Source organism: Psychrobacter piscatorii, assembly GCF_043641605.1.
Taxonomy (GTDB): Bacteria; Pseudomonadota; Gammaproteobacteria; order Pseudomonadales; family Moraxellaceae; genus Psychrobacter; species Psychrobacter piscatorii_C.
The window spans coordinates 1-20,295 of sequence record NZ_JBHZRK010000023.1 but is presented as its reverse complement, the minus strand read 5'-3'; the positions used below and the strand labels follow the sequence as shown (position 1 = coordinate 20,295).

The 20,295-nt window shown below is 39.4% G+C and carries 27 protein-coding genes and 1 pseudogene; 13 read left to right on the top strand and 15 right to left on the bottom strand.

Annotated elements, in window-relative coordinates; translation table 11 throughout:
* Nucleotides 1–304: 304 nt before the first annotated feature.
* From ACHUET_RS14550 to ACHUET_RS14520, 7 genes are all read right to left on the bottom strand, one after another.
* A complete protein-coding gene (locus ACHUET_RS14550) occupies nt 305–775 on the bottom strand; it encodes a DUF1064 domain-containing protein (protein ID WP_394213789.1) in 471 nt (156 codons plus the stop codon).
* Between the two features lie 46 nt (nt 776–821).
* Nucleotides 822–1,223, bottom strand: coding sequence for a hypothetical protein (locus tag ACHUET_RS14545; RefSeq protein ID WP_394213788.1), 402 nt, complete (start codon nt 1,221–1,223; stop codon nt 822–824).
* Nucleotides 1,220–2,764: a YdaU family protein gene (locus ACHUET_RS14540; RefSeq protein WP_394213787.1), complete on the bottom strand. Its 1,545-nt coding sequence runs from the start codon at nt 2,762–2,764 to the stop codon at nt 1,220–1,222. Before ACHUET_RS14540 ends, ACHUET_RS14545 begins: the two co-directional genes overlap by 4 nt.
* A complete protein-coding gene (locus ACHUET_RS14535) occupies nt 2,764–3,492 on the bottom strand; it encodes an antA/AntB antirepressor family protein (RefSeq protein WP_394213786.1) in 729 nt (242 codons plus the stop codon). The genes ACHUET_RS14540 and ACHUET_RS14535 overlap by 1 nt, the downstream gene beginning before the upstream one ends.
* Before the next feature lie 72 nt (nt 3,493–3,564).
* Complete coding sequence (locus ACHUET_RS14530; RefSeq protein ID WP_394213785.1) at nt 3,565–3,801, bottom strand: hypothetical protein; 237 nt, start codon at nt 3,799–3,801, stop codon at nt 3,565–3,567.
* The gene (locus ACHUET_RS14525; protein WP_394213784.1) at nt 3,798–4,295 is read right to left on the bottom strand and encodes a phage regulatory CII family protein; all 498 of its coding nucleotides are present in this window, start codon (nt 4,293–4,295) and stop codon (nt 3,798–3,800) included. The genes ACHUET_RS14530 and ACHUET_RS14525 overlap by 4 nt, the downstream gene beginning before the upstream one ends.
* Nucleotides 4,296–4,360: 65 nt before the next feature.
* On the bottom strand, nt 4,361–4,609 hold the full coding sequence (locus tag ACHUET_RS14520; protein ID WP_394213783.1) for a transcriptional regulator: 249 nt from the start codon (nt 4,607–4,609) through the stop codon (nt 4,361–4,363).
* Nucleotides 4,610–4,717: 108 nt separating this feature from the next.
* On the opposite strand from ACHUET_RS14520, the gene ACHUET_RS14515 reads away from it, so the two are divergent.
* The 11 genes from ACHUET_RS14515 to ACHUET_RS14465 all read left to right on the top strand — a co-directional run bounded on the left by ACHUET_RS14515 (nt 4,718) and on the right by ACHUET_RS14465 (nt 11,519).
* Nucleotides 4,718–5,476 carry a helix-turn-helix domain-containing protein gene (locus ACHUET_RS14515; RefSeq protein WP_394213782.1) on the top strand — a complete coding sequence of 253 codons (759 nt, stop codon included), beginning with the start codon at nt 4,718–4,720 and terminating at the stop codon, nt 5,474–5,476.
* 133 nt (nt 5,477–5,609) lie between these two features.
* Nucleotides 5,610–6,107: a hypothetical protein gene (locus ACHUET_RS14510; protein WP_394213781.1), complete on the top strand. Its 498-nt coding sequence runs from the start codon at nt 5,610–5,612 to the stop codon at nt 6,105–6,107.
* A gap of 59 nt (nt 6,108–6,166) precedes the next feature.
* Complete coding sequence (locus ACHUET_RS14505; RefSeq protein ID WP_394213780.1) at nt 6,167–6,460, top strand: excalibur calcium-binding domain-containing protein; 294 nt, start codon at nt 6,167–6,169, stop codon at nt 6,458–6,460.
* On the top strand, nt 6,433–6,822 hold the full coding sequence (locus ACHUET_RS14500; RefSeq protein WP_394213779.1) for a hypothetical protein: 390 nt from the start codon (nt 6,433–6,435) through the stop codon (nt 6,820–6,822). The genes ACHUET_RS14505 and ACHUET_RS14500 overlap by 28 nt, the downstream gene beginning before the upstream one ends.
* Before the next feature lie 109 nt (nt 6,823–6,931).
* Entirely contained in the window at nt 6,932–8,008 is a 1,077-nt protein-coding gene (locus ACHUET_RS14495) for a hypothetical protein (protein ID WP_394213778.1), read from the top strand.
* A gap of 10 nt (nt 8,009–8,018) precedes the next feature.
* Nucleotides 8,019–8,447, top strand: coding sequence for a hypothetical protein (locus ACHUET_RS14490; RefSeq protein ID WP_394213777.1), 429 nt, complete (start codon nt 8,019–8,021; stop codon nt 8,445–8,447).
* Nucleotides 8,440–9,138, top strand: coding sequence for a hypothetical protein (locus tag ACHUET_RS14485; protein ID WP_394213776.1), 699 nt, complete (start codon nt 8,440–8,442; stop codon nt 9,136–9,138). The genes ACHUET_RS14490 and ACHUET_RS14485 overlap by 8 nt, the downstream gene beginning before the upstream one ends.
* A gap of 588 nt (nt 9,139–9,726) precedes the next feature.
* The gene (locus tag ACHUET_RS14480; protein ID WP_394213775.1) at nt 9,727–10,005 is read left to right on the top strand and encodes a hypothetical protein; all 279 of its coding nucleotides are present in this window, start codon (nt 9,727–9,729) and stop codon (nt 10,003–10,005) included.
* Nucleotides 10,002–10,670, top strand: a complete 669-nt coding sequence (locus tag ACHUET_RS14475; protein WP_394213774.1) for a hypothetical protein — start codon at nt 10,002–10,004, stop codon at nt 10,668–10,670. Before ACHUET_RS14480 ends, ACHUET_RS14475 begins: the two co-directional genes overlap by 4 nt.
* Nucleotides 10,671–10,810: 140 nt before the next feature.
* Nucleotides 10,811–11,224, top strand: coding sequence for a hypothetical protein (locus ACHUET_RS14470; protein WP_394213773.1), 414 nt, complete (start codon nt 10,811–10,813; stop codon nt 11,222–11,224).
* 103 nt (nt 11,225–11,327) lie between these two features.
* Nucleotides 11,328–11,519 (top strand): hypothetical protein, encoded by a 192-nt coding sequence (locus ACHUET_RS14465; RefSeq protein ID WP_394213772.1) that lies wholly within the window; start codon nt 11,328–11,330, stop codon nt 11,517–11,519.
* Nucleotides 11,520–11,541: 22 nt separating this feature from the next.
* Here ACHUET_RS14465 and ACHUET_RS14460 read toward each other — a convergent pair whose 3' ends face one another.
* The 7 genes from ACHUET_RS14460 to ACHUET_RS14430 form a co-directional block, all read right to left on the bottom strand.
* On the bottom strand, nt 11,542–14,058 hold the full coding sequence (locus tag ACHUET_RS14460) for a S8 family peptidase (protein ID WP_394213771.1): 2,517 nt from the start codon (nt 14,056–14,058) through the stop codon (nt 11,542–11,544).
* 11 nt (nt 14,059–14,069) lie between these two features.
* Nucleotides 14,070–15,035, bottom strand: coding sequence for an AAA family ATPase (locus ACHUET_RS14455; RefSeq protein WP_394213770.1), 966 nt, complete (start codon nt 15,033–15,035; stop codon nt 14,070–14,072).
* A 655-nt stretch (nt 15,036–15,690) separates the two neighbouring features.
* Complete coding sequence (locus ACHUET_RS14450) at nt 15,691–15,984, bottom strand: integrase core domain-containing protein (protein WP_394213769.1); 294 nt, start codon at nt 15,982–15,984, stop codon at nt 15,691–15,693.
* The gene (locus ACHUET_RS14445; RefSeq protein WP_394213791.1) at nt 15,923–16,222 is read right to left on the bottom strand and encodes a DDE-type integrase/transposase/recombinase; all 300 of its coding nucleotides are present in this window, start codon (nt 16,220–16,222) and stop codon (nt 15,923–15,925) included. The genes ACHUET_RS14450 and ACHUET_RS14445 overlap by 62 nt, the downstream gene beginning before the upstream one ends.
* Nucleotides 16,223–16,508: 286 nt before the next feature.
* Nucleotides 16,509–16,919, bottom strand: a complete 411-nt coding sequence (locus ACHUET_RS14440) for a type II toxin-antitoxin system HicB family antitoxin (RefSeq protein WP_394213768.1) — start codon at nt 16,917–16,919, stop codon at nt 16,509–16,511.
* Nucleotides 16,920–17,062: 143 nt separating this feature from the next.
* A complete protein-coding gene (locus ACHUET_RS14435) occupies nt 17,063–17,245 on the bottom strand; it encodes a type II toxin-antitoxin system HicA family toxin (RefSeq protein ID WP_394213790.1) in 183 nt (60 codons plus the stop codon).
* Nucleotides 17,246–17,363: 118 nt separating this feature from the next.
* Nucleotides 17,364–17,894, bottom strand: a complete 531-nt coding sequence (locus ACHUET_RS14430; RefSeq protein ID WP_394213767.1) for a hypothetical protein — start codon at nt 17,892–17,894, stop codon at nt 17,364–17,366.
* Here ACHUET_RS14430 and ACHUET_RS14425 point away from each other — a divergent pair.
* Together ACHUET_RS14425 and ACHUET_RS14420 are read left to right on the top strand one after the other, a co-directional pair.
* A pseudogene (locus ACHUET_RS14425) lies at nt 17,894–18,463 on the top strand (IS256 family transposase); the annotation flags it as partial. The gene ACHUET_RS14430 and the pseudogene ACHUET_RS14425 overlap by 1 nt on opposite strands.
* Nucleotides 18,464–18,955: 492 nt before the next feature.
* Nucleotides 18,956–19,180 carry an antitoxin VbhA family protein gene (locus tag ACHUET_RS14420; RefSeq protein ID WP_198332402.1) on the top strand — a complete coding sequence of 75 codons (225 nt, stop codon included), beginning with the start codon at nt 18,956–18,958 and terminating at the stop codon, nt 19,178–19,180.
* A 332-nt stretch (nt 19,181–19,512) separates the two neighbouring features.
* Here the strand turns inward: ACHUET_RS14420 and ACHUET_RS14415 are convergent, their stop codons facing one another.
* On the bottom strand, nt 19,513–20,058 hold the full coding sequence (locus ACHUET_RS14415) for a hypothetical protein (RefSeq protein WP_394213766.1): 546 nt from the start codon (nt 20,056–20,058) through the stop codon (nt 19,513–19,515).
* Nucleotides 20,059–20,295: the final 237 nt, after the last annotated feature.

Below are 20,295 nucleotides of genomic sequence, written 5' to 3'. Positions count from 1 at the left end.
ATAACCTCAAATATATCATCTTGCTTTGGCTGTCACCCTCCTTTATTTCTTCAGCATACTTTCTGACACACCACCAATATTTTTAATATCACGCCTTGTATATCCTGATCGTTTAGCCACTGTTCCCCCTGAGCGTCATACATTGCAAAATACTGGCAATGTTCATATAATTAAGATGCTTAGCTACTCAGAACAAACTATGTATTCAAAAGCGTCAATGCTTCCAACATTGGCGCTTTTTATTGTCTAATTCTCATCAAGCTTTTTTACATGGACCTTAATTGCAAGGTTAGTATCAACCTCCTCACAATCTACCTTCCTTTAGATGGGTCTGATCAGTTTCGTATATTTCGATACCGTATTTTTCTTTCATGTGCTTACTTTTATTGATGTAATCCTGCGTACGCGTGCCCTTAAAATCTTCTACCACTTCACAGCCGGTCCTGGTATCGATATAAACAAAGTCGGCTTTATAAGTCACCGCTCTAATTGCCTTGCCAGCCTCGTTTCTGCTTTTGGGAATGAGCTCATAAGGCACTTGTAAGCGTAAGTCTCTAATCCTACCGGCGCGCTCTTTGAGCTTTAAAAAGATATAACGCTCACTTTCACCTTTGCTGTGAAACTTAATACCATCAACGATCGTCTTCACGTTACCGTACTTACTTTTTTTGGTCGCTTGCTTGGTTGTCCATAATTCAGATACTTTGTGCGCGTTGATCTTACCAACACTGGTGGAAGCTATATCTGTCCAGCTGATACCGCGTTTTTTAGCCAAAACCACATTCTCCTCTAATTGGTTTGTCGTTAGTTTTTATGCCCTTTCATTCCTCTATTACCGCCCAGCCAGCCTCATCACCAACAAACGCAGCAAAGTCACTGGCATTCATTTCATAAAAGTTGGTCAGCTCAATCCTATCTGCAAGAATCCATGCTTTATTAGCCACACGCATAATGTCTTCAAAAGTTAGCGGCTCTGGCTGCTCAAACAACAATGTGTCGTTAATTACTGTTGGCCATAAGTGTTCTGGCAATGTTGCGCGTGGCAAGCTTACTTTCACAAAAGCGACAAAGTAACGGTTTGGATGATTCTTTTTATATTCAATATCAGCCAGCTCTTTCTCTGTCTTTTGCTTGTTTAGCCAGCGCTCAAACTTCCAAGCGCCACGCCCTACTTCTATTTTTTCTGCCTGTTTTGTAGATAGCTTTTGGTCCGATGTGCTCATACTGCCTCTTTCATTTCTACCAATAACCTGTCATAAGCTACTACTCGAGCTTCGCCAGGTTGAACATATCTATCTACATAAGCCTCAGTCTCAGGATTGGTCATACCAGGTAAAGGCATGCGCTTACAGCCATTCAAAAACAGTGGCATGTTGTCATCGGCCTTAGCAGTTTGATGGCTTGGATGGTAAATAGGAGGCAGATCACTATCAAAATCTGAAGCGTTTTTGGCAGTGGTACCGGTCCAGTCTTCGTTATCTGTGGTAAAGCGTCCTTTCGCCTTTTCCTGACGTGCTTGAGTGATTTTTTGTTTATCTATCTCGCCTGCTAACCACTTACGAAGCTTAGCTTTACGATTTGATTCAGTGATTATTGGATTACCACGTAGAGCCTGCTCAGCGTAATGTGCTTTGAATTCTTCAATGTGCAACTCGTACTGGTCATCAGTCAGCTGCATCATCTTGCCGGCACGGAATAGTTCGCCGCGCATCGTATCTATTGATGGCGCTATCCAGTTCTCGATATCATCTGCATGCTGGCTACGTATTTGTTCGGCTTGGACTGGTACCTGAGCATTTAGGCTCTTTTGCTCTGCCAGCCTAATGTCTTCCTCTGTTTGCTGAGTCAGCTCAAAACTGTCCTCAAAAGAACCACCAACAGTCACCAGGCTTGTGTGTGTGCCCTCACTCACTTGGTTATTGGTTGATGGTTTATGGTTAGTGGTTTCTGGTTCTTGGTTATGTGATGAATTTTGCGCGTTCGCTTTGTTCGTGATTTGGTTCGCTTGTTCGCTTTGCTGTTCACCCATTCGTTCGTCATTATTTATATTGGCGTTCGCTTTCGCGTTCGTCCGTTCGTCTTCTTGCATATCTGTTAATGCGTCACCGTTAAAATGTTTACCGTATAAAGCTCTAAGCATTGCTATAGCTGTCTTTAGCGTGACAGACTCCCCAGCAGCTTTAAGCTTTTCAACCATATATTTGCGTTCGCGTTTACTGCGTTCCCGTGCACTTAGCTGTTCGCTTTCGCGTTCATCCTGATTTTCGTCATCGTTCGCTTTCGCGTTCGTGCGTTCGTGATGGCGTTCGCCCTCGTTCGCTTTGTTAGTCTTGGCGTTCGCTCTGTTCGTGATTCGTGTGTGTTCGTCATGGCCAAACTTTTCAATATAGGCAACACGTATATTAAGTACGCCCGCATTGGCGGCGACAGTCTCGCCAGCATCTGACAACCGCTTGATCATTTCTTTGGTCGCACTTGATATGGCTTGGTAGTGATAGCCACTAATTATTTTGTCCCATTCTGGACGCTTATATAATTTTCCAGTCTTCTTGAACTTATCTTTGAGGACAAAAGTTAGCGCTGCTTTTTCTTCATCATTGGTGGCACGTACACGACGCTGCAGCAGTGCCATATCGCCACCATCAATGGGCTTTTCTTGTAGTAGATACAGTGATCGCAAGTCAAAATAGATACTGCGCTCAGTGCGCGTCATATGAAGCGTGCTGCTATCCCAGTCGCTAAAGTTGTGTGCGATATAATGCATTACACTGCCTCCTTTCCGCTTACCAGCTTCATTTGCTCTGATATCAAGTCGATGATGTAAATCTGGCCTGCTTGGGTGATCAGATTACGATCACGGCCTTGTTTCGTAAGTTTCATCTGTCCATAGCTTTTTTGAAGAAACCAGTGGTTAAATACTTTCTTTGGCAACCGCCGCTTGTCATATACACCAAGTTCAATCAACTTCACATTCAGTGCTTGAGCCGACATGTTTAGTTTTTTGGCCACATCAGATATCGTGACAAGGACACTGCTTGCGGCAACAGTGTCATGAAAATCAATTTTTGGCTGGCTGATCTGTAGTTGATGCTCTAATGCTGTTTTCTCTTTTACAGCTTGCAAGTGAGCTTCTAATGCTTCGATATAGTTCTGAGGCAATGCGACTGCCGGCTGCTGTGTGATTGAAGGTGACATGCGGCGCTCACACTCTAAAAAGTAGTTTCTAACTCGCTCGCCCATTTCAGTCTTAACTTGCATGGCCAGCTTTTTTGCAAATTCGATAGAAAGTAGATAATTTTGCGTTTTGTTGCCGTTCACCCATTGGGTGAACCCTTGGTAATCGGTCCCTTTGATGGCAAACTCATTACTGTCTATATTGCGTGCATGCCATTTGGCCCAATGAGCTGTATTGAGCCCCAATGACCGATAAAGCTCTTTAGCATCTACTGCATGCTTCAGCTCTTTGTGTTGTTGTAGCTTTGGTAGTTTCATGGCATAATCTCCTTTGTATTGAGTTTTATGTAAGATGCAAAACCCCGATCAGGTGCAACTGATTGGGGTTTTTTATTGCCCGAATCTGAAGATAATGATCAAGAGGATGCAAGCAACAAAGCCTGAAAGGAATGTGGCGTAAACAACCGCATCGGCAATCTTTTTGGCGAAGCTTTCTTTTTGACTTATCAACGTGATTTGGTCTCGATGTTTTTGTTCGTTTTCTCGCTTTTGTTGCAATGCTTTGATATATGCCTGCATGGGTAAAAAATCGTCGTCTTCGAGACCCATCTGAGAAAGAGGCTTCACTGGTTACCATCCTGAGCTTTTTCAGCTCCCCAGCGTGCAACGATGTGCGGGTTGTCGCTGGCGTGCTTTTCGTCAACGTGCTGACCAAGGGCTTGCAGCTCAGACAATGCTGTTTGAATCTTCGCCTTTAGTGCGACGCGTTGATCACAGCTTATCTGGCCGTCTTCAAGTGCTTGGTGCAGCTCAGTCATAACATCGCCTTGGCAGGCAGACGCGGACAGTGCAGTCATGATGAGATCATCTTTTTTAGTAGCGCTACTAACTTCGCAGTACACGCCACCTAGACGATGCGCCATGGCTTGTATGATGCTGTGATCACCAGTGAATTCCATAATAGCGAGTGCCTCATCTAGTCTCAGATGATGCGCTTTTGCATGCGGATTGACTTTGTTATTCAAGATAGTCACTGACATGCCTAAGCGTGTTGCCAGTGCAGCTGAACCGCCATGTGCAGCGTTGTGAACCGTTTTGTGCGCGGTGTCGATTACGTCCATCGTATTTTTCCTATTCATTTGCACGTTTTGTTAAAGGCTATCCTTCTGTATCTTTTGATTTAGGGTTAGGCTGGTTCGAGCTGCTTAGCTAGGTCTCTCTGCTTGCGCTCGTAATCCCAATTAATATCTGGACGTAGTTGCTCAGCTGTTACTTGATTGTTTGTCAAATCCTGAATGTCTAAACACCGATCTTTGGGTGCACGGTTAATATTCCATTTGTAGACAGCCCAAGGTGTTATATCTAGTGCATATGCAAGTTGAGCGGGATTACCCAAAATATCAAAAGCTTGCTCTAATGGGGTTTTTGAAATCATTTCTTCCTCCTCAATACTACTTTTAGTAGTAATAATACTACTTTTAATAGTGGTGACGCAAGAGCTCTTATGACTTAGAATGTAATTTACTACTGGAGGTAGAAAGAAATGAGTGAGCTAGAAGTTAAGCATCCGGACTTTGCTAAAAGACTTAATGAGTTGATGAGTGAAAGAAACTTAGATAGAAATGCGTTAAGCAATAAAACTGGTATTAGTTATGAGATGATTAGACGTTACAGCGAGGGGTTCGCTAAACCTAGAAGTAAAGGCCTAAAAAGTATAAGTGACGCTCTAGGAACATCGTCTGGATATCTTGATTACGGTGAAGCAACAGTAGAAATACCCACCGTGAGTGACCTAAAATCTAAAATCAATACTATGCAAAGTAGCACTTCTCCAAATGGTGCAGAGCTCAATGATCCTGAAGGCACGCAAAGGGTTCCAGTTGATTATGGAATGGATGGATACATACCTGTAATAAGCTGGGTAGCGGCTGGTAGTTTTTCGGATGTAATGCCAGTGACAATAGATGACGTGATTGAGTGGATACCAAGACCACAGAGTCTATCTAAGCGTGCATTTGGATTGATAATTCAAGGACGTAGCATGTGGCCTGAATTTAAACCTGATGACATCATCTACGTTGAACCTGAGATAACACCATGGGATTTGAAAGATGGCGACTTAGTGGTTATACACTGCAATGATGATAAGCAAGCCACTTTTAAGCAGTTAATTATTGGTGACGGTCCTGAAGATATGTACTTAAAACCGCTGAATCCAGAATGGCCTGATCAAAAGATAATACCTATGGGTGAATGTACGCTTGTTGGGATCGTTGACAGTAAAGTAACTAAATATAGATAAGGTCACTGTGAAACCATTCGAATATCACTGGGTACGCCACTTTCTCAATTTTTCTAAGCCAGTCGACACACTACCATTAGGATGGTGTACCTATCGTGAAGCAGCAGATTTTGAATAACATAAGGATAGGATTATGCTTTTAGATAGAGATATGCAATTAGAGATTCTAACAGAACTGAGTGAGGTCTATCCTTCTCCCATAGATTTGAGCGAAAAATATGAGTATGGAACTGACATTTATCGTAAATTTGTTGCCAATTTAGCTTACCTCCAAGACCACTGTTTAATTTCTGAGAAAAGCATATTAATGCCTAACACAGTTGGAGATTACAACGCTCAACCCAATTTATCTTCTATTACTCATATTGGTATGGACTTTCTTGCAGATGACGGTGGCTTGTCTGCCATTTTGGGAGTGGTAACCATAAAGTTTGAAGCTGAGCAATTTAGATCACTTTTGGAATCCCTGATTCTCTCGTCTACCTTACCTAATGAACAGAAAGGCTCAATGATTGATGCGCTTCGAGAGCTACCTGCCGAGAGTATAAAACATCTAACAACGAAAATTGTAGATTTAGGTTGGGATAATCTAGACTCTTTAATGACGATCATGCAAAACAATATTTTTTAGATTGTAAAATTCCAAAAAAAATATATATAAAATGAATTTTATAGAAAAGGATTTCACCCATGAAAAAATTCATACTAGTCGCGACAGTATCTTTGTTCGCTTTATCGTCCAATGCCAGCGTTACTACGATAGACAACCCATTTCAGAGCAATGCGGTTTTAAAAGAATCTGTTGAGGTTGACCATCCGCTATTTGTCAAAGATGCTGGAGGCGCTCAATGTAAAAGTTTGCCTAGTACCTGCGGCCAAATGGCTAACTGTGAGCAAGCTAAGCAGGCATTGGAGTGTGGTAATAAACGACTAGATAGAGACAAAGACGGAGTACCATGCGAGTCAATATGCCCAGGTGGTTAATTAGTATAGCTGCCTTATCGTTAGCTGCATGCTCTCCTATTCAAGATGATAGTTACGCTAGTCAATTTGTTTCTGGTGGTGTCACGGTGCACGAAGCGTTCTGGCCCGTTGATCATGATACGCCCTATCCGTTCACTGCAGATGGCGAGATCTCATGTGTCTATTATCCAGATTTTGGCATTGAAGTGTATTTTCAACCTTTCGGCTATATCGAAGACTCTTCTATTGGTACGCCGCTTAATAAGGCTGCTGAAGCGTCTCTGAAGAAAGACGGCCTGACCCCAAACGTGCCTTATAGCATTAAGAAGGGGGCTGACTTGAGTGAGGCTGTGGAGGCTGGGTTGAAGCTTTGCATATCATGAAACACTATAAATACTAAAACCAAGCAGTCTGCCAATTTTTTACAAGACATATGTTAAAAAGTTATATGTGTATATTACTAAAGTGAAATTAAAATAAGAGATGATTACTATGACAGAGCAAGAGATAGAAATACTACAAAGCAGTATTTGTGATATTTTAACAGAGTTAGAGGATCGTGCTTTAGTGCTATACGAAGTGCGCACAGCGTGCAAAAAAGCTAGCGAAAGCTTTACTGGTAGAAATATTGATGGCATTAAAGCCAATGTTCTGAAAAATAAGTCGGAAACAGACTTAACTAAGTTACATAAGATAGTAATAGAGCTTCTGTCTGAACACGTCTCCTTTGATGATAAGATGATCTCGATTTATCCAGAGCAAGATAACATTAGACAGATAGAAACAGCATTAGAAACAAGCTTTTCAGCTGCTTCAAAAGACAAGACAAAGTATGCATGTATGAAGAAGACAACACTATCAGGTAAAAGAACTCTATACCAGTTCAGTACAGGTCGCAAAGTCAAGGTTAGAAAAAATCTTACCTCAGCTGAAATAAAAAAAGCGTTTAAAAAAGGAATGTTTGAGGAATATGATCAAATTATAGCCGTCGTATCAAAGTACTTAAAATGCTATGATTTTTTGATACTGGACAAGACTAAAAACCGCATTATATTAGGAGTTGATCAAGCAAGTATTCTTGGTCATCTACAAGCCATGTCTTCAAAAAGTCAACTACTACAATTCTTGAAGAAGGATTTACGGATTAGTTTAGATAAAGATACGGCTATCGATTTTTTCCCTAAGATACGTACCTTCTATAAATTACCAGAAGATGGAACTAACGGTGTCATTCGAATTACTTTTGAAACTCCATCAGGTACAACACATGAAGAGGGTGCAAGAAAATCATGCATAGACCTACGTAGCGCACCTTATCATAAAGAAGGAGCAAAAGGTGTTCGTCAAGAGAAAGATAAAGATCAAAAAATACCTTTAAATAATGATATTACTCCCTACAAAATCACCAGTAAATTTTATAGGAATAACAGAAATCATCTAGAGATTTCACTGAAAAGTAGCTATATTAATATTACTTCCTCTAATAACAAACATCTATTCGATGCTTTTATCAAAGAATCTCGCAATGAAAACGATTTAGATTTTGCAATAGACAAACTCATTTCATGACGGCGATACTATGAAATCCTCAGAAATAAAAGAAATCAAAATTCTGATTTCCAATAATCCTACTGTTAACAAAGATATGCAGGCTGTCTGCTTTGCAATTATCGATTATGTATCTGTGGGTCCAGAAACAAAAAGCCATTTAAACTTTGATGACTTATATCGTGTTAGTCCAGTAGTAGATGAAGACACATTTTATGATGCTGTCTTCTACCTTACTAGACCACCTATTAGTATACTAAATCAGGAGTTTGAGGCTTTAGAACCTACTGAAGGTATATATATAGAGGTACCTGACAAACAAGAAATTATCGAAGATATGAGAAAAAAAGAGTACTACAACCCTCATACAGGTGAAAAATTAACACTAGAGGATTTTGGCATACAGGTTGTGACTTTCTTTAAGCCTTCTGAAAGATATATGGGGACAACAAGTGCCTAGACAACTCTCAAATGCAACACTTTCTTCAACGAAAATCAACGAAGAATCAATAAGGCCTCATATTACTGACTATAATGATTTTGTAGATAAGGTAAATCGAGATATAGATCGTATTATCGATCAATTTAGTAGAGCTAAAAACATATACTATGACTCTATGGTTGAAGACAACCCCAAGAACGGAGAAAATTTAATCAATGTTTCGATTTGCAATGGTTTGGAATTGATGGGTTGGGAAGCAGCTCATGACCCTAACGTTAATGGGCATTGCGATATAGTTGTAACTTACCCTTACACGAATTATATGTGGTTAGGTGAAGGTAAGATACGACAAGACAAGGGTTACCATTATAAAGGGCTCAAACAACTACTTCATAGATATTCTACGGGGTTAGACAATCAAACTGAAGGTGGATTGCTTATATATATCACCAAAACGAACATAAACCAAAAAAAGATAACAGATGGATGGCAAAATGATATAAAAGATCTAGATAGCCAGCAGCTAGAGATAGAGGATCTTGATAAAGATGAAATACCTATCTCGAAAGCAAAAGGTTTTACAAATTGCCCGATATCAAGCTTTGCTTTCTATAGCCATCACCAACATCCTACGTCAGGGCTTGATTATCGTGTGCGACACAGAACCATCGATTTCAGACATCAACCAAAAGATCAGCCTAAGAAATAAAAAAACCGCCCCATTTTAGGGCGGTTTTCTATTGCTTGTTAACTAATCATAACCTACTCACTACAAACCTTCTTAGACTGGCTAATTTTGCCATTATTACAAACAAACTTACCATCCTTACAATGCGATACACCGCCCATACTTTTAGAACAAGGGTAGTTCTGAGCATTCGCCTGCATTACTGGCGCCATCATTAACATAGATACGAAAAACGCTGATAATAGCTTCATAAAAATAGCCTTAATAGGTAGATGACGTGAGCTTAGAATGTATCACCACCCCATACTATTAGCAACGATTATCTTACTTATGTTTATTTATATAAAGGATTGATTAAATCATAATTCTATAGCCCGCCTTGCGCGGGTTTTTTTGTTCCTTCAAATAATTAAACGATAAATAAACACTACTTTTAGTAGGTTATTGAGCTATTTTAAGTTGCATAATACTACTTTTGGTAGTAATATTAATTTATCATCTAGCAACGACCTGATCAAAATCATCTAGCAGCACCAAATTTTAGACAATAAAAAGCCCTGACATCCGACCAAGAACACAGGGCTTTACTCAACAAGGAGTGAAAGGATTATGGCACAACACTTAGCACTACTCAACCAAATAAAGTCAGGCGGTGCGCATATCGCTGCAGGACTGGCAGTAGGTATGTCGCTCGTAGTAGTCGGCAACATCACTGGCTGCAATAGCTACCTGCTCAGCCAAGCCGAGCAAGACGTAGCGACATCAACGCTTGAGCCGCGCATGAGCTCAATCGATAGCCCTGAGCTCATAGAGTTCAGAAAGCAGAACGCTTACGCCAATCAAAAACTCGCTGAAATGCGCTTATACGCTGCTGGAGGCAACCAATGAACTTACACATCAAACTAAACCTGAACTCAGTACGCAAGTTTCCTGATGGTACGTTTGGCGCTCAAGTGATCACATCGGATGCCGACGACAACCAAGCATTCTATGCCTGCAAAGTTAAACGCACTGCTCCATTTGAGGTAGAGCTTGATCGCAGTAATGTTCATGAGTTCATCGCTGGCCGCTGGCAGACTGCTACCGTTAATGATGCATTGGCCAAAAAGCTGGCAGGTTCAATGCGCAACTTCGTATCGTCATATGCTCACCTATTCACTAAAGACGTCTCTGAAGGCAGAGACGGTAAACAGTTTGGTATGTGGACTGATGCAGTTGTCGCTGTCGCTGATAGCGGTGGCAAACACAAATTGAAAGTAGACGACAAAATCTTTGAATCCAAAGATGCTATCTCTCTTTTGGGTAACGGTCAGAGTGTCGTTGAATATCGCCTAATCGGAGACCCACTACGTATCCTGAGTCTTAATTTAGCTGACGAACCATACATAGCCAAGCGTCTACAAAAACAGTTTGATGTTGCTAAGAAAAAATACATGGCTGGTAGAAACAGTAGACCAATCGGCGGTATGTCCTGGGCAGCAAATCAAAATGATCGTAAAGCATTTGGCAGGTCTCGTTACAACCATCGCGAACTTCAACGTGATAGAGCTTAGAGAGTTAGTAAACACCTATCTCAATCTCTTTCATCGAAGGTGCATCTCTGCTCTCAATGTAAAGAAAAAATAATCCAATAACTGATGATACAAACCGCTTAGTAGCGATAAAGACTGAAAATAGGTATTAGGAGTTGATCATGAATCATAGTAGAAAAAAATTAATAGATGAAACTTACACCGCGAATGTGCGCTGTGAAAAAATGATACCTATTTATATGTGCTTAGCCGACACGCTTAGCGAAGACTTAACAGACGCTATATTCGGTTGTAATGACGTTTGTAGTTTACTTCAACTACCTAATGATATAGAAGGTGATGATTGTATTGCTGAAGAGCTGCAGCGTAACGGTAAAGTTGGTTACCTCGCACAATTTGCCACCCCTACCCCTCATGACTTTTCATCGGATGGTAGTATTTGCTTTAGCGATTGGGGATGGTGTCAAACTAAATGGTTCTATGCTGATGATATTGGGAATCTTGAGAGCGCAGCGATCAGTTGGGCCCATACACATTTTGAAGAATGTAAGGCTAGAGCAACCAGTTACGTATAGAGAAAGATCTGATTGTTATACCGCATGACTTGAAGAAGCGATATAAGCCCTTCTTCAGTTGGAATAATTGATTGCAAGAGTATTGAAGACAAAGGAGATTGAAATGATAGGTAGGTATTACACCACAGGCGACATCAAAGAAATATTTGGTTGGGAATCTAATACTACAATTCATCGCAAGCGTGATGCCGGCTTTTTACCGCCACCTGATCTTGAGGGACGGCCTAATAAATGGTTAAAGGTTAAGATCGATGCGTTAGTAAACGATACCAATAAAGACAAAAATGACGCTTAATTGCGTCATTTAAACGAACAACTTATATACTTACTTGAATTGGTACTACATTGCCTACGTGAGTATTTATTTTATTTTCAACTTCAGAATAAATATCAATATCATTATCATCTACCTCAAGTGTCACTAATAACGAATAATTTACTGATTTGGAGCATCTTTCTTTGTCTTTATTAAGTTTCCACCATCCTGTTACAGGCTTGACTACGATAGTAGAAGTCTCTGCAAGATCGGCTGCAGTTCCTTCCCAGTAATCTTTGTGTATGCACCCATTGCCCTGTAATGAGTTACCAAAGAACCAACCATGATCAAATTTATGCTCGGTATAGTTTTCACTTCTTCGATCACTTCTGTTATTACTTTCAATGAAATCTTGTCTTGGTTGCCCAGGTTTACACAGATTAAAAGAAAGTCCATGAGATCTATAAACATATTTGCTTTTTATATTTGATACTCGCGGATTGGGTTCAATAAAATAAGACAAAGTAATTGTCATTTTTACTGTAGAGTCTAAAGGCAATTGGCTGAGAACTTGCTTTGGCCATGGCAGGTCATGAATATTGAATTCGTTAAGATTAAAATTATTATCATCGACTGGCTTGATAGAGGACTCAATAATCAGACTCAACCTATTATTTTTACTATTAATCGCTTTTTCTAAATTGGGTATCCCATACCCACATACGCTAAGTATATTTTTTTTATATTCCTTAAGTACGGTCTTCTGAGGATGACTCTGAGCCAATCTATTTAGCTCATCAAGAATAGGCTGAGACCATTCAGCTGAATGAATTATCAGACCTCGAATAGTTTCAGCAGTCGCCATAGGGTAAGCAGCCATTATTTTTGCTGCCATGTACGAAGCTTCAGCAGTAGCTGCGCTCGTATCAGTATGTGAACCAAATACGTTGCCTTGAGTTTTACCAGAAGCTGTCAACAGGGCTAAATCTTCGTGAAAATCAATAACACCATTATCAATAATTCTATTCCCCCCTTCGCACAGTATTTCTGGTTTAAAAGGGGAGCCATCCCATTCCCAACCATGAGAACTTGATGTTGTAGGATTGATATCCCCTAATGCTGAACAGATTGTTGGGTTAACAAGATTGGTGACATTGTAAAGCTTAGTACAACTTCCTACAGTGATAGCATTCCACGCTTGAGCAGGGTTCTGAATTTTAGCGGCTCTTGCATTTGTCCAATAGTCCTTTTGAACATTAGAAGCATTTCCTGCTGAGATAACAAAGACATCAGTAGATAGCTCTGAATTCTGATAGCAAAAAGTATCTATAGCTGCAGACCATGATGTGGGATACCCATCACACTCACATTCATTATCTGTAACTGCTAGGCTATATACTCTTTTACTGTTAGGTCTCTCAATTACCAAGTTGCTTATTGTACCTAGCATTACGTCACCATAAAGCCTTTTAGGGTTAACTCCTCGAGGCGGCAAGATTCTTCCCGACTCAATTTCATGAGTAACTTCTATTGCATGTGTACCAACTAAATCATCTAGAATATTTGCACCAAAAGCAGCTACACCAGCCTGAAAAGAGCCATGATAATGCTGTAGTGGGGAAATTGAACTATCACTATAATCATCCCAGTTTGGATCCCATGATGTACTATAGCTTGCATTGCATACCTTATTAAGCAGACGGTTATTATAGTTAACACCAGTATCAAGTATGCTGACAAATATTTGGTCTTCACTACAGTTCATATTTATACGTTGATTAAAATCCTCTGTAAATAAATGTTGGGACGGCATATCCATGTCAATAAAGACATTAGGAGACTCTGACGATCTTCTTAATTCAACTACGTTTGGGAAATTAGCTATTAAACTTTCAAGTCTTTCCCTTGTAGCCTCAACTTTGAATACTGTAACGGTAGGCAAAGAAAGTGAGGAGATATTAAGCGTACTTTCGTATAGGTAGTCATTGAGTACTGATTGAAACTCTTCTTTTGCACTTTCATTACGAAAGGTCATCCATAATTCACAGCAGACAATATCATTTGATCCAGATGGCAATAAAGATAAATCGTCAGTCCAGAGATCTTCTAAAGTTGATGCTCTAATCAAGGAAATATTATTCAGCATTGGGTGATTTTTAGGGTTCCCAGCTTTAGTATCCTCATCAATAAATTGTTTAATACTTTTACTGAATTTCTCTTGGTTTTTTTGAGTCGTGTAAAATGTTAGAACTTGGCTATCACCTTCTAACTTTAATGTTTTGAGTTCAAAATACCTGTTGTCGAACTTATCGACACTAAGCTCTTCATTCTTATCACTTACAATACTTAAAAAGACACCTTTATCACTACTCAAAGGAAGAACCTGAGTCTGGGTATCACTTCTATTAATTGCTGTCTTTCTTTCGATTACTGTTAGGGATTCCGTCAATCGAGTCAATAATTCATTGCCATGCATAGTCCTATTTTTAATAGGAAAACGGTATCTAGGACCCCCTCCATGGGGATGATATGAATATGTTTCTTTTGCATTATAAAATAGATGAGCTTTATTAATCATTCAGATACTCTTTAGAATCTTGTTTTATTACTTAAAGATTTTAGCAGAAACTTCTCATCTACAACTTTGTTATTATTCAATACAGCTTCTTTAGCAGCATCATCACAGGCTTTAGAAATTTCAGCATAACTTAAACCTCTTGCTTTATCATAGACCTCCGACCAGTCCTTTAACTTGAAGTTGAAAAGTGTAAACTTATTTTTAATAACACACCTTATTTCCTCCTGATCTGGTAAACCAAACTCTATAATATCGTCAAAACGGCGAAAAAGTGCTTTATCTAAAGAATCAATATTATTTGTAGCTGCAATAACTATACTATCTGACTGCTCTTCTTCAAAGAAGACTAAAAAGGAATTTAAAACCCTTTTTATTTCACCTATATCGTTTCCCTGCTCTCTAGAAGAGCCAATTGAATCAAATTCATCGAAAAGATAAACTGCTGTATTGCTAGAAATAAAATTGAAGATAGATCTTAATTTTGCTGCTGTTTCACCCATATATTTACTCATCAAACCATCGAGTAAAATTGCATAAAAAGGTATATTCAATTCAGTAGCCAGCATAGCTGCAGACATAGTCTTCCCAGTTCCTGGAAGACCATGGAAGAGTAATTTTCTACGCGGGGTCAGACCAAACTCTCTGAGACTAGAAATATTACTATGTTCAGTGATCACCCTATCCAACTGTACCTGAACTGTTGGAGAAAAAACTATCTCGTTCTTTCTGACCGAAGTAAACTTCAGCTGAAGACTTCCATCCAACTCATCTTTAACAGAAAGGTTCAACCCATTCTTATCAAAATTTTTTTGAATTGGTGAGCCTTTATCAATGATAGACTTTAGTTCTTTAGCGAGCTTGTGGTGACCAGATCTGGCCTCATTAGCAGCAATTTGTAGAGAAATTGACTGGAATCGGCCAGTATCATTTTGGTAATGAGCCCTCACTAGGTTTTTGATTTGCTCAGCGGTTGCCATTTTAAAATCTCAAAAGTGCTAGTAATTTAGATATAAAATTATATCAAAATACTATGTGAATGGCTTGTAAATTATAGGTAGTAAAAAAAATCTTATAGATGAAAACGAAATTTCATGTTGAGTAGTCATTGATTCAGGTATGACACTAATATTACTAGCTCAATCAGATACCAGTTATCTGATCTTGAAGGACGGCCTAATAAATGGTTAAAGGTTAAGATCGATGCGCTAGTAAACGATACGAACAAAGACAAAAATGACGCCTAATTGCGTCATTTTTTGTTTATACAGTATAATACACAGTATCCACAAAAATATATTTTATTAAAAAAAATTAAATCATATACTTATATTATTATTTCGAGTCTTGGTGGGCGCACCACTAACCTATACTTTAGTCACCCAAATTACCCCACAAGCCACGCGCTGTGGGGTTTTTTAATGCCTGAACTCTACCATGCTCTACCACACCCTACCTTAAAATACCTTTTCATACCCTAAAAATAAAGGTATTCTACGAGGTATCCACTAATACCTCAAAATAGGATACCTTTAAAATGGCTAAAATAATAAAACCATTGACCGACTCGCAAGTTAAACAAGCCAAGCCTGCTGATAAACCATACAAATTGACTGACGGTGGTGTATTGGTCAGCTAATTTAGGACACCTGATAAGAGGTTTTGATTAAAGTAACGTCTTTCTTTTTCAGCCGGCGATAAATAATGATTGAAGCTGTGCGGTCTTACCGTTTGGTAGTAACCCCAGATATAATCGCTAATAGCACTTGACGCTTCAGCTGTATCCTCGTAGCCACCCTTAGGCATCCATTCTGTCTTAAAGCTTCTAAAGAAGCGCTCAGTGGGTGCGTTGTCCCATGAGCGAGGATTAGCAAAGCACTGCTTTGCCCGAGTGCAAGACGGAGGGCCATGCCCGTAGTGGATTACCACGACGGCTCATACTTTGTGTCATGCCCTCACAACTAGACACAGATTCAGCGTATGCCTTGCTAGTGCAATGCGTTCCTTGATCTGAGTGAAACAAGACACCACTGGGTTTAAGTCTCGTCTGATACGCCATCTGTAGGGCTTTAGTAGTCAGCACACTGTCAGGTGAGTCTGAGACACTAAAGCACACCACACGTCGTGCAAACAAATCTAATACTACCGCTAAGTAACACCAGCCGATTTTGATATGAACATAAGTCGCATCACCTGTCCAAACTTGTTGAATTATTTAATACTTCTGGGTTCAAGATTGAATCAAACGAAGATTTTGAGGCTATTCCAGACGAAAAATGGGAGAGCTTTATCCAAGAAAATACTACTTACGAAAGCTGGCAAGAAATGCAAGAGGCTGCTGGCGTAGAATACGCAAGAAATATGCTACTTAAAGGATTGAAATGAAATGTTTGTATTTTTTACCATTAATAAAAAGCCCTGCAAATGCGAGACTTTTTATTAGAACACTAATATCAATGTACAAAAAAATTCTTTTCTGCCAATAATGCAATAAAATTACTTCTACTCTTATAACGTTCTTTATTGCTTGCAACTTCCTCATCAATCATATGAATCAGACGACTTGGTAAAGTTACATTGATTTTTTCAGTTTTTCCGAGATAACGATTTACATCGACTGGCGCTAAAGCCCAAGTTACACCTTCGTACTCTGGATTATCCATATAAGTACCGATATCAGAAGGAAGTGGGATTTGTTCTCCGTCTTCTACCAAGCCTTCTAAATGCAGCTCGATAGCTTCAATCGCCATATCAACAGCATCTTGATAGTTATCAGCAGCAGAAAAGCATCCTGGTAGATCAGGTACACGAATACCATGCGCTGTATGACTATCTCTTCTCTCGATTGCGATAGGATAAAACATGGCTAGACTCCTTTATATGGGTTTTATTAATTCAACGGTATAGATTATTTCAAAACAGATTTTTTATTAGCATTTACAAGTTAGCTGTAGTCAAACGTTAGCTTCGTTTGCAAACAAAGCTAACTATTGCTAAAGCCACTGGATCATTTCAATCCAGCTTGTTTGAAAATACTATTAACAGTACCTTTCGGTAGGTCTTTTTTAGGGTGTGGGATAGTAACCCTGCCCTTTTTTGTTTTATGTTTGTACTGAAAATAACTACCCTTAGTGGCGACCCAATACCATCCATCTGCTATGAGCATATCTATAAGCTCGGATGAATTAATAAAAACCCCCTATAATCAAAATTCATTTCTATTGTAATAACCATAACCCTAGGGGTATGAATCATTAATTATAATATAACCCTAGGGTTATATTATGTCAAATTTATTCTTAAATATTTCAAAAAGGGGAAAAATCAGTTACTGCGATAACTTCGCTAGCCACCGCAACCTTGACGTCCATATTTTCAGCTGATGGTAGGTTAACCGCAATCTCTGGCACAACTTGCCACGGCACAAGCCGTGATAATGTAGGAGCAAGCTCTGACAGCTCGCGGACATTTACCACTGCATCAAGTTTAATACGAATATGACTAGTCAAAAACCTATCTGTACGCGCGGTATCGGTCAGATATGAGGGATATTTGTGCGCTAAGGATTTAGAGTGCCAAAGCCTCATAATTTCATTTTGTTTGGGGTATAGCGTATCAAGAACAAACTGCAAAAACCCCAGCCCGCGCTCACTTGCCAGCGCGTGCCAATTAGCATAGATAATCCGCATCAGCCTGTCTGACAAGCCCTCATCATCACGTCTAAGCACTACCAAACCATTTAGCTTGGTAAAACGTTCGACAACAGATTGACTACCCTGCCACGGTACGCTATAGCTAAAAATATCGTTCAGCGCGTCAAGACAGTATTCATCTATCACTGATGCAAATACAAAACCGTGGAGTACAAGGTATCCTCATTGCCTGTGTCGATGGTTTAAAAGGTTTTCCTGATGCTATCAATACGGCTTACCCCAACGCTCAGGTTCAGCTGTGTATCGTACACATGGTGCGTTATTCCATGAAATTTGTGCCATGGACGGATCAGAAGACCATAGCGGCTGATTTAAAGGCCATCTATGGCGCTGATACGCTTGAGATAGCAGAGGCCAATCTTGAGCACTTTGATGAGATTTGGGGTGATAAGTATCCGCACGTGGTTAAGTCTTGGCGCAATAACTGGGAGGGCTTAACGATGTTCTTCGAGTATTCTATAGACATCAGAAAAGCGATTTATACCACCAATGCTATCGAATCTTTAAACAGCGTGATTCGAACGGCGGAGAATAAGCGTAAGGTGTTTCCGTCTGATCAGGCCGCATTCAAAGTGATGTACTTAGCAACCCAGCAGGCATCCAAAAGGTGGTCGATGCCGATTCGTAACTGGACGGCTGCTCTTAATCGTTTTATGATTATGTTTGATGACCGTATTAGTAAGCATTTAATCTAAAGGGCAGTTACACAGAATCTGGGATGGGCTCTCTTATGTAGGGTACGAAATAACTAAAAATATTAATATTCATTCGTTAAGTTTTCGATAATCCCAGGACGGTTCAGAGCGTGTATTACTCTTCTAGATTTTAGTATATTTGGTAACTGCTGCCATATATTTACCGTGTAGAAGTCATCGAAAACCTTTACCTACGGCACTGATATTTACGCAAAGTTTGGGAAAATCTCAGTTTGGTGGGAATTTGATCACGGCTATATTTTATTCTATTCAATGACTTTTAAAATCTTGTGAGCTTTCTATGTATATCCAACGTTTAAGTACCATTTGCACGCTATCACACTAAATGACGCAGAAATCGAGAGCCCAAAAAACAGTGAGAAATAGTTAATGGGCAACTATCGCAAATTTTGCGACAGTTACACCATGTTCTAAAATGCAGTTATCGCAAAAATTGCGACAACTCCCTCAACTTATGAAATGGAAAGAAAAATGTCTGATGATCGTCCTATCCTTGTGAGTCAAGCGGAAATAGAAGAGCGGCGGCGTATTAGTGCGTGGATTCGTGGTAGTCATGCTGTAGATAATCTTCACGCAAACCCTGACACTCAGCACATTTTTGACGATTTCGTCGAAGGTCGAATTGCTACTACTGAGGAAGTGAACCAACTTTTACATGCTCACTACTCCAAAATAGCGAATCTATCTAAGCCTTGATGGTTTAGATACATACCCTTTTAGCCTCCATTAGTTATGCTTTTACTTTACTAATGGAGGCTAAAATCGAGGATTTACAGTCGGAGTCAGCAGGCGTAAAAGAGTTAAAAACACTAAATGAAGCAGGAACGCACGCTGTTTTTAGAGCGTTTATTGCTCGTATGAATTTTATTGAATATACTTATTGCGAACCAATAAGGTGCTCTCAATAGTTCGGTTCCCTAGTGAGGACTCGAACATCTGGCTATAGGCTAATGGTAGCAAGGTTTTGAATTATTGCGGTAGTAGAAGGATACTTCTCAGTGTACTTAAAGGGTTTTTTGAGAATAGAGTTAATTTTCTTTGTATTCAGGACTTCCCCATGAATTTGGTGCAAATGGATATGAAACAAATCCACTATCGACTCTCTCACGATATAATTCTAAGTTGGCTGGTTCAAATGGTTCATCAAACCATTCGTCCCAAAGCAACATTAAAAAATTATGGTGTCGATCTTCCCAGTTTTTTATTTGTTGTGCACTCCATTCGTCATAATTATCTACCGTATCTTTTATATTAAAATCAATTCCTGGTAACTCAGCACTTGAAACTAATAGATTCTTAGTTAATATATATCTAAGATCTTCTTTAAAAAGTTTTTTGTTCTGTTTCGAATCCCATAGCCCATCGTGATAGCCAATTCCAAAACTATCCTCAGATGTTTCTGGCAAATCTTTTGAAACGTGACCTATCCATCGTCTTATAGCGTAGCGAGCATCTGGTTCACAACTAAAATCCAAACTCTCAAATTCCTCTTTTTCACGATAATATTCGATTGAATCTTGAGAAAAAACTAAGTTAAGTAATCTTCCAATATGATATGGACAAACTTCAATCATGTACACCTCTTAAGGTTTAGAATGTTTAGACATAAGATACATGTTATTTGGCAATTTGGCTGATGTCAGTATTTTTGGCAAAACACGTAAGATGCTTTAGTGAAAATAGACATTAAGTATTAAGGACCAGAAAAACCTTAATAATACTAATAAATCGTGATCGGTGCGCTATACAGGCATCGAACTGCTAGAGCATAAAATCTCCTAAGTTAAGTTTTATAGCAACACTTACGACGT